At 34.9% G+C, this 14170-nt stretch carries 11 protein-coding genes; 2 read left to right on the top strand and 9 right to left on the bottom strand.

What is annotated here, in order from left to right:
• Window positions 1-1051 precede the first annotated feature (1051 nt).
• From cysS to folE, 3 genes are all read right to left on the bottom strand, one after another.
• Window positions 1052-2518: a cysteine--tRNA ligase gene (gene cysS / locus BBI01_RS17870; RefSeq protein WP_065395969.1), complete on the bottom strand. Its 1467-nt coding sequence runs from the start codon at window positions 2516-2518 to the stop codon at window positions 1052-1054.
• Window positions 2519-2625: 107 nt separating this feature from the next.
• A complete protein-coding gene (locus BBI01_RS17865; RefSeq protein WP_065395968.1) occupies window positions 2626-3102 on the bottom strand; it encodes a hypothetical protein in 477 nt (158 codons plus the stop codon).
• 2 nt (window positions 3103-3104) lie between these two features.
• Window positions 3105-3770, bottom strand: a complete 666-nt coding sequence (folE, locus tag BBI01_RS17860) for a GTP cyclohydrolase I FolE (protein ID WP_065395967.1) — start codon at window positions 3768-3770, stop codon at window positions 3105-3107.
• A 99-nt stretch (window positions 3771-3869) separates the two neighbouring features.
• Here folE and BBI01_RS17855 point away from each other — a divergent pair, with 99 nt between their 5' ends.
• Window positions 3870-5021 carry a hypothetical protein gene (locus BBI01_RS17855; protein ID WP_065395966.1) on the top strand — a complete coding sequence of 384 codons (1152 nt, stop codon included), beginning with the start codon at window positions 3870-3872 and terminating at the stop codon, window positions 5019-5021.
• A 96-nt stretch (window positions 5022-5117) separates the two neighbouring features.
• A complete protein-coding gene (locus tag BBI01_RS17850) occupies window positions 5118-5828 on the top strand; it encodes a hypothetical protein (protein ID WP_065395965.1) in 711 nt (236 codons plus the stop codon).
• 51 nt (window positions 5829-5879) lie between these two features.
• On the opposite strand, the gene metF is transcribed toward BBI01_RS17850, so the two are convergent.
• The 6 genes from metF to BBI01_RS17820 form a co-directional block, all read right to left on the bottom strand.
• Window positions 5880-6839 carry a methylenetetrahydrofolate reductase [NAD(P)H] gene (gene metF, locus BBI01_RS17845; RefSeq protein WP_065395964.1) on the bottom strand — a complete coding sequence of 320 codons (960 nt, stop codon included), beginning with the start codon at window positions 6837-6839 and terminating at the stop codon, window positions 5880-5882.
• A 44-nt stretch (window positions 6840-6883) separates the two neighbouring features.
• Complete coding sequence (locus BBI01_RS17840; RefSeq protein ID WP_065395963.1) at window positions 6884-8050, bottom strand: hypothetical protein; 1167 nt, start codon at window positions 8048-8050, stop codon at window positions 6884-6886.
• A gap of 7 nt (window positions 8051-8057) precedes the next feature.
• The gene (metH, locus tag BBI01_RS17835; protein WP_065395962.1) at window positions 8058-10718 is read right to left on the bottom strand and encodes a methionine synthase; all 2661 of its coding nucleotides are present in this window, start codon (window positions 10716-10718) and stop codon (window positions 8058-8060) included.
• A gap of 1 nt (window position 10719) precedes the next feature.
• Window positions 10720-11802, bottom strand: coding sequence for a fatty acid desaturase family protein (locus tag BBI01_RS17830; RefSeq protein WP_065395961.1), 1083 nt, complete (start codon window positions 11800-11802; stop codon window positions 10720-10722).
• A gap of 83 nt (window positions 11803-11885) precedes the next feature.
• A complete protein-coding gene (locus tag BBI01_RS17825) occupies window positions 11886-12896 on the bottom strand; it encodes a homocysteine S-methyltransferase family protein (RefSeq protein WP_065395960.1) in 1011 nt (336 codons plus the stop codon).
• A gap of 98 nt (window positions 12897-12994) precedes the next feature.
• The gene (locus tag BBI01_RS17820; protein ID WP_065395959.1) at window positions 12995-14155 is read right to left on the bottom strand and encodes an O-succinylhomoserine sulfhydrylase; all 1161 of its coding nucleotides are present in this window, start codon (window positions 14153-14155) and stop codon (window positions 12995-12997) included.
• Between the last annotated feature and the right edge of the window lie 15 nt (window positions 14156-14170).

The raw sequence follows: 14170 nt of genomic DNA, 5'->3' as shown, positions 1-14170 counted from the left end.
TCCGCTTTGTAACGAAGCAATCTTTCTGTCAGTGTCGCTCCGTATTTGCGAGTGCAAAAGTAAAACTTTATTTCGTAATGACCAAATGTTTTGAAAGAAAAATTTAAAGTTTTTTATGTAACCTTAACTCCTTTCTAAACCTTAATCTATCCACTCCTGCGCTCCCGTAATTGGGATTGCAAAGATACAAACTTTATTGTAACCCGCAACTTTTATTTAATAAAATATGCAAAGTTTTTTTGTTTCTCTCTTTTTGAAGTAATATCGTCTCTGCTTAGTTAAAAGCTCTTCTGCGCTACTGAGATACTCTCGTTTTCAGTGGGGCAAAGATAACAACTTATAACAACACAAAACAAAATTATTTAACATAAATTTCATGGTGAATTCATATTCAACCCTAAACAGCTGGTTTAAAGGTGGAAAAATTTTAAACATATGTTTGAAGGAGTGGGATCCAAGAGTATGAGGGCTGGAGTGTGGGTGGGTTTTATCTTTGGGCTAAAACCTATGTTGAGATTTATTTAGTAAACGGGCTAAAGCCGGTTCTAGTGAATGGATTGTGGTTGGGCATATTTTATTTAAATACATAGGCATGGATTGCGCAGAGAAGTATAGATGTTTTAGGAATATTATATATAATGGATTTAATCCTTCATAAAATGAATGGTTGATCTTATTATACATTATATAGAGGTGAAAGTAAAAGTATTATTGGGTTCACTAAAAGATAACTAATACGGTGATGAATGCCTATAGTGGAGACTATCGCTACATTACTTATCATTCATTAAAGGCACTTCTCCCCTAGCCCCGATAGAAACGGCTATCCCACAGCACACGCTGGAGAGGTTTTAGGCTTTGGGATGGAGAGCTAAGCGCGAGGAGTAAAAGTGGAGAGCGGGAATAAGCTCATAAATAAATGGAAATTACGAAAGAAGAATGAATATAAAGACAAAAAGATAGTTACTATATATAATATTACTTCAAAAGTAGATAAAAAAATTCCGTAAGAGATTCTTACGGAATAATTGTAAAGCTAATGCTTATATTTTTAATTCAGAACATATGATGTTCCGTCTCTTCCATCTTTTAATTCAATGCCTTCAGCAAGTAGTTTATCTCTGATCTGGTCTGAAAGGTCAAAGTTTTTGGATTTTCTTGCCTGATTTCTAAGTTCAATTAAAACTTTTAAAGTCTGATCAAGCTTTTCGTTATTATTTTCCTCTACGGTTTGTAATCCTAAAACATCAAATATGAACGCATTCAAGGTAGATTTTAAATCTTCAAGATCTTGTGTTGAGATTGTTTCTTTCCCATCATTTAAAGCGAAAATGTATTTTACGGCTTCAAATAAATGCGCAATCAAGATTGGAGAGTTGAAATCATCCGTTAAAGCGTCATAACATTTATTCTTCCATTCTGTTAGGCTGAACGCAGATTCTTTGTTATCATCAGGTGTGATGGTATTCAATACTTTTACAGCTTCCATCAATCTGATAAATCCTTTTTCACTTGCAATCATGGCATCATTGGAAATATCCAATACGCTTCTGTAGTGTGCCTGCAGGAAGCAGAAACGTACAATTGATGGGTGGAATGGTTTTTCAAAGAAATCATTTTCTCCTGTTACCAACTGCATTGGAAGGATATAATTCCCCGTAGACTTACTCATACGTTGAGAATTCATTGTCAACATATTAGCATGCATCCAGTAATTTACCGGCGCTGCATCATTACAAGCTTTACCTTGTGCAATTTCACATTCGTGGTGAGGAAATTTTAAATCCATTCCTCCTCCATGGATGTCAAATGTTTCACCTAAATATTTAGTACTCATCGCAGTACATTCAAGATGCCATCCAGGAAAGCCTTCTCCCCAAGGGGAATTCCATCTCATAATGTGAGCTGGAGATGCTTTTTTCCAAAGGGCAAAATCCTGTGGATTCTTCTTTTCTCCCTGTCCATCAAGATCACGTGTATTAGCGAAGAGTTCTTCTATATTACGTTTTGAAAGTTCACCATAATTCAATCCTCTTTTGTTGTATTCCAATACATCAAAGTAAACGGAACCGTTGCTTTCGTAGGCAAAACCTTTTTCAATAAGCTTTTGAGTTAACTCAATTTGTTCTACGATATGCCCTGTGGCTGTAGGTTCAATGTTTGGAGGCAGTAGATTGAACATATCCAGAACTTTATGGAAATCCACAGTATATTTCTGTACGATTTCCATCGGCTCAAGCTTTTCCAATCTGGTTTGCTTTACGAATCTATCGTTGTCTACATTTCCATCATCAGTAAGGTGTCCTGCGTCTGTAATATTTCTTACATACCTTACTTTATACCCTAAATGCGTTAAAGTACGGTAAATAAAATCGAAGGAAAGAAAAGTTCTTACGTTTCCTAAATGTACATTACTATATACGGTAGGTCCGCAGACATACATTCCAACATTTCCTTCTAAAATAGGTTTGAATATTTCTTTCTCCGCTGTAAGGGAGTTATATATTTTTAATTGCATTTATTTTTTGTTAAAAGATTCAATAGTTTTAAGATTCAAAAATTAGTTAAAATAAAAATCTGTCACAACAGATAATTGTTGTGATGAAAATTTTATCGGCAACTTTTTTAAATTTTATCATTACTTAAATTTATTACATTAGACTTTGCATGTCCAATATCATCCCTTAAAATTAGAGTATTTTTATAAAACTCTGTCAATACTCGATTTCCCCCAATGTTTATATAATCAGTATTGGATTCTACCAGAGACATTAAATATTCTTCAAATTTATTTAAATCTCCAAACTCTTCTTCAAGATCCTTCAAATTTAATGGAAAACTTAAATTCAAAGCTATTGTTTCTAATTCTTTTCTTCTAAAAATGTTAATTAGCAAATCATAGATTTCAAAATCAAGGATTTCTACTTCATCAATTCCATCTTCAATATTATATTTAACTAAAAGTTTCTTTTGATGCTGTGGAATAATTTCAATAAAATTCTTTTCGCTTTTAATTAGTACCCCATTTTCGTAATAAGATATTTCATGATTGAACTTTTCGGAAAGAAGTCTGATATTTTTCTTTATGATTTGTGAGACCATTTTTAATCTAACTTTGCATGGCTTCCTACGTAATGTAAGAACTCCTGTCTTGTGATAGGGTTTGTTCTGAAAATACCGCTTAATTCTGCTGTAATAGTGGAACTTGCCGTATCTTTAATTCCTCTACAGTTTACGCAAAGGTGTTTTGCATCAATGATACACGCTACATCTTTTGTTCCTAAAGCTTCTTTCAAAGCATCTACAATCTGCATTGTAAGTCTTTCCTGAACTTGTGGTCTTTTTGCATAATAATCCACAATCCTGTTAATTTTTGAAAGACCAATCACTTCTCCATTTGAAATATAAGCAACATGTGCTCTTCCTATAATTGGTAAAAAGTGGTGTTCGCAGAAAGAATATACTGTGATATCTTTTTCCACCAGCATTTGGCGATATTTATATTTATTGGAAAATGTAGAGATTCCAGGTTTGTTTTCCGGAAGAAGTCCTCCGAAAATTTCGTTCACATACATTTTAGCAACACGCTTTGGGGAATCTTTTAGGGAATCGTCTGTCATATCCAATCCCAATGTTTCCATTATTTCTCCAAAAAGCTCAGTAATTTTCTCAATTTTTTCCTGTGGCGATTTATCAAAAGCATCTTCCCTTATAGGCGTATGTTCTTTTCCAGTGAAAATATCATCGTCGTTATCAGTAAAATCAACCATTTTTATTTAATTTGCAGCAAAAATACGGATAATATCGTTTCATCTATATTCAATTTAAATGAAAACATTATCTTTTATAACCTACTCTGATAAAAAAATATGATTATTGTCGAAGAAGTACAAAACAAAGAACATAGAAAGGAATTTCTGGAATTCCCTGCACAACTTTATCAACATGACAAAAATTATATTCGTCCGCTAGATAAACATATTGAAGAGATTTTTGACCCTGAAAAGAATAAATTCTTTAAGAGTGGAGAATGCCGAAGATTTCTATTTAAAAAGAATGATAAAATAGTAGGCAAAGTCGCAGTATTTATCAATAATTGCTATGAACAGAAGCAGCCTACCGGAGGTTTAGGATTCTTTGATTGTATCAATGATCAACAAACCGCTGATTTCATTTTTGATCATTGCAAAAACTGGCTTGAGGAAAAAGGAATAGAAGCCATGGATGGTCCTATCAATTTCGGAGAACGGGATAAGTTTTGGGGACTTTTGACTGAAGGTTTTATAGAGCCTTTATATGGAATGAATTACAATTTTCCTTACTATAAAGACCTTTTTGAGAATTATGGCTTTCAGGTATATTTTGAGCAGCTATGTTTTACAAGACCTATTTTCGCTGAAGTTTCCAGAATTTTCACAATTGCTCATGAAAAAAACAGAAGAAACCCTGCTATTTCTGCCCAACCGATGAAAAAGAATAATCTTACCAAGTTTGCAAAAGATTTTACGGAAATTTATAATAAAGCGTGGGCAGCTCACGGAGAGGGAAAACAATTGGAGGAGTCTAAGGTTCTTAAAATGTTCAAGACAATGAAGCCTATCATTAATGAACATATTTCATGGTTTGTCTATGAAAATGCTCACCCGATTGCTATGTGGATCAATCTTCCGGACCTCAACCAGTGGTTCAAATACCTCAACGGAAAATTCGGAATTTTTGAAAAGCTTAAATTTTTATTTTTAAAGCGGTTTAAAAAGAACGAAAAAATGGTTGGACTTGTTTTTGGAGTTGTCCCTGAATGGCAGAAAAAAGGCATTGATGGTTATATGATCTGGGAAGGAACCCAACATTTAAGAAAGCATACGGATTTTAAAATTACAGAACTTCAATGGATTGGTGATTTTAATCCAAAAATGATCAGAATCGCAGAAACCCTTGACACTACAGTCACCAGAAAACTAGCAACTTACCGATATTTATTTGATCGAAATAAAGAGTTTGAAAGACATCCTTTTTTGTAATTTTGACGCCTTTTTATTGCAATCATTGCATTTCATCACTATTGAAATGATAATAATTTGTATTATTGCACAAAACTAAAATAAAACCATATAAAAATGAGAAAAGTAATTATAGGTGCTTTATTAGTATCTTTTAGCCTGTCTTACGGGCAAAGTGCTCTCCCAGGTGGAAGAACTGGAGCAAGTTATTCAAGTACATTATCTGTAGGTAGCCTTGGAGGTGACCATCCGGTATTCGGAGTTAAATCAGAAAATGCAGGAAGAGCATTGAGATATGAAGATATTATTGGATCACCTTATCACACAACAGAATTTCATCTTGCCAAAGTAGCCGATAATTACGAGAAAGTAACTGTAAGATACAATAGTTATACAGATGAAGTAGAATACCAAAAGGATGGCAAGCCACTTGTTTTACCAAAAGAAGAGCAGTTTTCAAGAATTGAAATCTCGTCTCCTAAAAGTACAATGGTGCTATTAGAGACTAAGGATGAATTAAGTGGATATTTCTTTGAGCTCGTTAACGGAAATAATAAACTTTATAAGAAAGTAAAAACGAAATTCAACGATGCTGTTCCAGCAGCGAATTCCTATGCTTCAGACAAAGCAGCGTTTTTCAAAACATTAGATCCTGTTTATTATATTAAAACACCAAACGGATTTATCAGAAAGCCTAAAAAGGATAAAGATATATTTGCATTTTTCCCTGATAAAAAGGAACAAATTCAACAGTTTTTAAAAACTAATTCTATTAAACTGAATAAAGAAGAAGATCTGGTGAAGCTAGTCAACTTTTTAAATCAATAAAAAATAAAAGCCCTGCCGTTTGGCAGGGTTTCTTCATTTTTGGTACTTTTATTAGAATAGCTCTCCAGCTATTTTTTTAATATTATCACTTTTCCCCATTGAGTAAAAGTGTAACACAGGAACTCCAAAATCCAAAAGTTCTCTGCATTGGGTAATTGCCCACTCTATTCCGATTTGCTTTACCGCTTCATTATTTTTTGCATTCTCTACTTCATTGATCAGCTCTTCCGGAAGATCTATTTTAAATACCTGTGGTAAGATTTTCAGGTGTTTCTTGGTAGCAATTGGCTTAATTCCCGGAATGATTGGAACGGTGATTCCCATTTCTCTTGCTTTCTTAACGAATTCAATGTACTTTTTATTGTCAAAGAACATCTGAGTAACAATATAATCTGCTCCGGCATCTACTTTTTGCTTCAGCCATTTCAAGTCATAATTCATGGAAGGAGCTTCCATATGTTTTTCAGGATAGCCTGCTACTCCAATGCAGAATTTATTGAGTTCATCACAAACCTGTTCCTCATTATGTAAATACTTTCCTCTTCCAAGATCGTTGATTTGATTTACGAGATCCATTGCACTGGCATGTCCTCCCTGAGTAGGTTCAAAATACTGATGTCCTTTCATAGCATCTCCTCGTAATGCCATCACATTATCAATTCCAAGGTACATACAGTCTACCAAAAGATATTCTGTTTCTTCTTTGGTAAAACCTCCACAAAGTAAGTGTGGAACGGTATCTACATTATATTTATGTTGAATTGCGGCACAAATCCCTAGAGTTCCGGGACGCATTCTTGTGATACGGCGCTCCATCAATCCATTACCTTTATCAAGATAGATGTATTCTTCTCTTGAAGTGGTAACATCAATGAATGGTGGTTTGAATTCCATCAATGGATCTATGTTTGTATAAAGATCTTCAATCCCAATTCCTTTTTGTGGTGGAACAACTTCTAAGGAGAATAAAGTTTTTCCGTTTGCATTTTTTATATGATCAGTAATTTTCATTTATTAAGTTTTATATATTATAATTTCATGACTTTATATAAACATCAAAGCCAATCAAGAATTATTTTAAATGGGTTTGAGTAAAAGTATCTATAGATATTAAAGCCTAAATAAGGCATTCCTCCCAACACAAAAAGGATACAAACCATCGGAAATGATAGCATTTCATAGGTTCGCATAATAAAGTGGCTATTCCCCCAAGAGAAATTCACTGACGGCATTTTTTCTTGAAGTAAAAACATGGAAAACAACAGAATTGCATTGGATAAAAAGAACCATCTCCCAAAATCAGAAGCTACAACACAAAGAACTATAATCGGCAGGATTTGAAGTAAAGATATTCCTAGCAATACCAAGAAATTTTTCTTGGCATATAAATACCCTCCTGCTGTTATAAATAAAAAATTGATTCCTATAAGTAATCCTAAACCAATCAGATTATAAGGCTCTTTTACTACATTTGAAATTAGCCTTGGTCTCCCGTCGAATAATCCGGAATTAAAATGTACGCTTTGTAGATAAATACTATAAGGTTTCCAGGAGTCATAAATGATCTGAATATTGTTTGACAAACCATTAAATTTCAGAAATATCAGCAAGAATACAACAATAGATGGCGCGAAAGTAATTCCAAAGTTTAGAAACTTCTGTATAATACTTCCCTTTCCCTGATAAAATAACTGAATAAGTAAGAGAGGAAAAAACAGAAAAATAAATATTGATTCATGTGCTAGGATTCCTATTGAAAAGGCAATATTTAATAATAGCTTTGATTTACCATTAATGAAAAGGTATAATACCAAATATGATATTACAAGCACTTCCATATCCTTTGAAATATGATACAAAGGGAAGTAAACAAATGGAAATAAGAACAGAAAGGGTGAAAAAAGATAAAAGAATGATATTTTGGACTTATACAAAATATTGCTAACTATTCCTGACAGTGCAACAAAAAAGATAAGATATAATGTCCTTAAGATATTGATAGGAGAAAAACCTGTTAATACCGTAACAGCGTAAATAAGCTGACCATCCAATCCTCTTTTTATAAAGCCTGATGTATAATTGATAAAATAGTCTGAATTATAGACAAACTTATCAAAGGTACTACTAAATAGAAAGGTTGCATTTTTGTAAAGCAATACAAATAAAATACAGAAACTGAAAATATTTAGAATAATCAGTAATAGTTTAGATGCTTTCTTCATATCAATTTTAATCTGCTAAATTTGGTGACAACCATTTCCTAGCTTCCTGAAGGCTACAACTTCTTCTGTCAGCATAATCTTTAAGCTGGTCTTCTGCAATTTTTCCTAGTCCGAAATACTTGGCATGCGGGCTTCCGAAATAATACCCGGAAACGGCTGCAGTTGGGAACATCGCTAAGCTTTCTGTAAGGTATACTCCTATATTTTCTTCTACTTTTAAAAGATCCCAAATAGTTTTCTTTTCAAGGTGGTCAGGGCATGCAGGATAACCAGGAGCAGGACGTATTCCTTTGTATTTTTCTGCAATAAGTTCTTCATTGCTTAATTCTTCCTGAACAGCATAGCCCCAATATTCTGTTCTTACTTTTTTATGTAAAAATTCAGCATAAGCTTCTGCAAAACGGTCTGCCAATGCTTTTACCATGATAGAATTATAATCATCATTGGCTTTTTCGTATTCACTGGATAATTCATCAGTTCCGAAACCTGTGGTTACACAAAATGCTCCCATGTAGTCTGTCTTTCCTGAGTTTTGTGGAGCAATGAAATCGCTTAATGCCAGATAATCTTTCCCTTTTGATCTTTGAGCCTGTTGTCTTAGGCTTAAAAATTTAGCCTGTTCATTGTCATTTTCATCAAAAATCAGAATATCATCCGTTTCATTGGAATTTGCTTTGAAAATTCCGAAGATTGCTTTTGCTGTTAATAACTTTTCATCCAGGATTCTATTTAAAATCACCTGAGCATCTTTGAATAATTCTTTTGCCTGTATTCCTACCACCTCATCTTCCAGGATGTTTGGGTATTTCCCATGAAGATCCCAGCTTCTAAAGAATGGAGACCAGTCGATGAAAGGTAATAATTCTCTTAAATCCTGGTTTTCAATAACAGTAATTCCTAAGTTATTTGGTGTGAAAATTTCTTCATTCTCCCAGTCTATTTTGAACTTATTTTCTCTTGCTTCTTCAATAGAGACATAATCTTTATCGACTTGTCTGTTCAGGAATTTCTCTCTGAAATCTGAATAATCGTTCTTGAGTTCAGAAACATATTCTTTATTTCTGTCTCCCAGTAATGAACTTACCACATTTACGGCTCTTGAAGCATCATTAACGTGAACAACGGCATTTTTATATTTTAAATCGATTTTCACGGCAGTATGCGCTTTTGAAGTGGTTGCGCCACCTATCAATAAAGGAAAATCTAAATTTTGTCTTTCTAGCTCTGAAGCGATGTACACCATTTCATCCAAACTCGGAGTGATCAATCCGCTTAACCCGATTACATCTACTTTTTCTTCAATAGCAGTCTGAATAATTTTTTCAGCAGGAACCATTACTCCAAGGTCAACAATTTCGTAGTTGTTACAACCTAAAACTACACTTACAATATTCTTTCCAATGTCATGAACATCACCTTTTACGGTAGCCATCAGAATTTTACCATTAGCAGGCTTTGAACCATCTTTTTCTTCTTCAATAAAAGGCTGTAAGTAGGCTACGGCTTTTTTCATTACCCTTGCCGATTTTACTACCTGTGGCAGGAACATTTTTCCGCTTCCGAATAAGTCCCCTACTACTCCCATACCGGTCATTAGATTAATTTCAATGACATGAAGCGGTCTTTCTGCCAACTGTCTTGCTTCTTCTACATCTTCTTCGATAAAACGGTCTATTCCTTTTACCAGAGCGTAGGTAATTCTTTCCTGTAATGGATTGTTCCTCCATTCTAAATCTTCAGTCTTTTCTTTTTTGACTGATTTATGTTTTTCGGAATAATCCAGAAGTCTTTCTGTAGCATCTTCTCTCCTGTCAAGGATTACGTCTTCTACAAGTTCCAGCAATTCCTTATTGATTTCATCATAAACTTCCAGCATTGCCGGATTTACAATTCCGATATTCATTCCAGCCTGAATCGCGTGATAAAGGAATACGGAGTGCATTGCTTCTCTTACCGTATCATTTCCACGGAAAGAGAAAGAAACGTTGCTTACTCCCCCACTCACAGATGCATAAGGAAGGTTTTGTCTTACCCAGCGTGTTGCTTCAATAAAATCAATGGCATTTTTTCTGTGCTCATCCATTCCTGTAGCTACCGGAAAGATATTTAAGTCGAAAATGATATCTTCTGCCGGAAAATCAACCTGATTTACCAGAATATCATAAGATCGTTTTGAGATTTCGATTCTTCGTTCAAGATTGTCAGCCTGCCCTACCTCATCAAACGCCATTACGATTACCGCAGCTCCATATCTCTTAATAGCTTTAGCATGTTTGATAAATTCTTCTTCGCCTTCTTTTAAGCTGATGGAATTTACCACACATTTTCCCTGTGCTACCTGAAGACCTGCTTCCAGAATTTCCCATTTGGAAGAGTCTACCATGATTGGAATTCTCGCAATATCCGGTTCTGATGCAATTAAGTTCAGAAATTTGATCATGGATGCTTTACCGTCAATTAACCCGTCATCAAAATTGACATCCAGAATTTGTGCTCCACCTTCTACCTGATGGCGGGCAATATCTAATGCTTCGGAGAATTTCTCCTCTTTGATTAGCCTTAAAAATTTTTTGGAACCGGCAACATTCGTTCTTTCACCAACATTGATGAAATTACTTTCCGGCGTTATGATAAGAGGTTCTAAACCTGATAATCTTAAATATTTCATTTTATTCTTCTAAAATATAGTAGGCATTATTTGCATTTTGCCTCAATAAATCTCTATGCTTACCTAAAGCGGTTAACAACGGAAATCGTTTGTATGCCAAGTCATGTTCTTTAGCAAATTCTTCTATTTCTTCTGTGATCTCATTGTAATACATATAACTGTAATTGGGAAAAAGATGATGCGCCACATGGAAATTAAAGTTTCCTAATACATTTCTTACCAACCAGTTATTTTCTTTTAAATCATTGGTTACTTCCAACTGATGACGAAGCCAACTGAATGGAAGCCCATTATCTTTATTCAACCTTGGAAAAGCATTATCAGGAAGCGGATGCAAAGGCAATAAAGCAAAAATACTTGCTGAAATCACCTGTAAAAACCATGCTCCCAATGCCAGACCAATTGATACTTTAAAGAACACAACGGGAATCACAATCTGATAAAAAAAGTAAAACAGTTTATAGCTTACCATTTTCACTTTCTCTACAACAGGTATCTTTCCCTGAGTCTTTAAGATCACTCTTTCATTATCAAAGAAATCCCTAAAGTCTCTTATAAACATCCAGTTGAACAGATACAACGGATATACTAAAAAGAAAAACCTGTGCTGATACTTTTGTATTCCTTTTGCCTTGATCCATGGAACTATTAGCAGTAAACCACTCTGCTCAATATCGGTATCCCAGCCATCCACGTTCGGATAGGCATGATGGCTTGCGATATGTCTTTTCTTCCAGATATAGGAATTGGCTCCTATAAAATCAAAAATGTGGAGGACCAGATTATTCAGTTTCTTGCTTTTAAAAATATTATTATGGGCTGCCTCATGAATTAAATTCAAATAAATCAAAACCAGAGAAATTCCCATAAAAACAAAGCTCAGAATGTAAACCCAATGTTTTTCAGCATTAAAAAGAGCAAAGAAATATAAACCGATATAGATCGCAGGTAAAATCACTGCTTTAATCTTAATATAAACATCCCTGTTGTGAGGAAGGGTTTCTACCCGTTGATTTACTCTCTTTCTCAATTCGTTAAACAACCTTGCGTCGTCTGAATCTTTTAAGTAACTCGGCTTTTCCATTATATTAAATTTTGTGATTTACTTAAAGATAATATTTATAACCCAGCCCCCATTATTGATTTTAATTAAAAAAATCTATCAAATCAGACAAATTCTTTCAATTTTCTTGGCTCATACTTTTCTACCAGTTCTGCTATTGCTTTGATATGTTCGGGAGTGGTCCCACAGCATCCTCCGATAATATTGATCAATCCTTTTTCTACATATTCCTTGATCTGTCTTGCCATATCTTCAGGTGTTTCATCATATTTTCCAAAAGCATTCGGTAAACCTGCATTCGGGTAAGCTGAAACATAGAATTCTGAATTATGAGCTAAGGTTTCCAGGTAAGGCGTTAATTGATCTGCTCCCAATGCACAGTTGAATCCAACACTTAATAAGTTCAAATGAGAAACTGAAATCAGAAAGGCATCAGCAGTCTGCCCGCTTAATGTTCTTCCTGATGCATCTGTGATTGTTCCTGAAACCATGATCGGAATTTTAATTCCTCTTTCTTCCTGAAGTTCATCAATCGCAAACAAAGCAGCTTTAGCATTCAATGTGTCAAAGATGGTTTCTACCAATAGAATATCTGAACCTCCGTCTAATAATGCTTCACATTGCTGTTTGTAAGCGACTCTCAGTTCTTCAAAAGTAATAGCTCTGTATCCAGGATCATTTACATCCGGGCTTAAGCTTGCCGTTCTGTTGGTTGGACCTATTGATCCTGCTACGAATCTTGGTTTATCCGGATTCTTGGCTGTATATTCATCACAGGCTTTTCTGGCAATCTTTGCAGACTCGTAGTTCAGTTCATAAACCAGTTCTTCCATATGATAATCCGCCATTGCAATGGTAGTTCCGGAGAATGTATTGGTTTCAATAATATCAGCTCCTGCTTCCAGGTATTTCTTGTGAACTTCTTCAATAGCTTGAGGCTGTGTCAAAGAAAGCAAATCATTATTTCCTTTTACCGGATGTTCCCAGTCTTTGAAACGTTCGCCACGGTAATCTTCTTCTTCAAACTTATAGCGTTGAAGCATAGTTCCCATAGCACCGTCCAGTACCAGGATACGTTCTTTGAGTGCTTTGTTTAGTGATTCTATATTTGTCATCTCTTTTATAGTTGTTGAGTGAGACTGATAGTTTGATAGTTGGTTAATAAGACTTCGTTCTATCTTTGGTTAAATCGCCCCGTTGGGGCTCTTTGTGGTTAATCTAAGGCTTGTTTTAAGTCTGCGATGATATCGTCTACGTTTTCTAAACCTACTGAACAACGGACTAATCCTGCTGTAATTCCTACTTCATTTCTTTCTTCGTCTGATAGTTTAGAGTGTGTGGTAGATGCCGGATGTGTGACGATCGTTCTTGTATCACCAAGATTTGCCGAAAGTGAACACATTTGTATCTTATTCAGAAAATTTCTTCCGCCTTCTATTCCTCCTTTAATTTCAAAAGCAACAATATTTCCACCAAGTTTCATCTGCTTTTTAGCTACTTCATAGTTCGGATGGGATTTCAGGAATGGATATTTTACGAATTCTACGTTAGGGTGACTTTCTAAAAACTCGGCTACCTTTAATGCATTTTCACAATGCTTCTCAACACGAATTGCTAATGTTTCCAAACTTTTAGATAAAACCCATGCATTAAAAGGAGACAATGCCGGTCCTGTATTTCTTGCAAAAAGATAAATTTCTCTGATCAGGTCTTCTTTTCCTACTGCAATTCCTCCTAATACCCTTCCCTGTCCGTCAATCAGCTTCGTTGCAGAATGTACAACAACATCCGCACCATATTTGATTGGCTGCTGAAGGTAAGGTGTTGCAAAACAATTATCTACAATAAATATAAGGTTATGTTTCTTTGCTATCTTTCCAAAAAATTCCAGATCAAGAATCTCAATTGCAGGATTGGTAGGCGTTTCAAGGTATAATATCTTTGTATTTGGTTGAATATATTGTTCTACATTCTCTGCATCTTCTGCTTTGAAGTAGGTAGTTTCAATATTCCATTTCGGGAAATACTTTGTGAATAAAGTGTGAGTAGATCCAAAAACAGACTGGCAGCTTACAATATGATCTCCAGCACTTAATAATGCGGCAAATGTAGAATAGATGGCTGCCATTCCCGTTGCAAAGGCATATCCTGCTTCTGCACCTTCCATTTTTGCAATCTTCTCTGTAAACTCAGATACATTCGGGTTAGAGAAACGGCTGTACAGGTTTTTAGGTTTTTCTTCAGCAAAGCTTGCTCTCATATCTTCAGCATCCTGAAAAATAAAACTGGATGTAAGATATAACGGTGTGGAATGTTCATCAAACTGAGATCTCTCCGTTTGGGTTCTTATTGCTGATGTTTCGAAATTTTCCATATAGTTTTAATTGAT

Origin of the sequence: Chryseobacterium artocarpi, from assembly GCF_001684975.1 — a bacterium.
GTDB lineage: Bacteria > Bacteroidota > Bacteroidia > Flavobacteriales > Weeksellaceae > Chryseobacterium > Chryseobacterium artocarpi.
The sequence above is the reverse complement of the archived record's forward strand: the minus strand, read 5'-3'. Positions and strand labels throughout refer to the sequence as shown.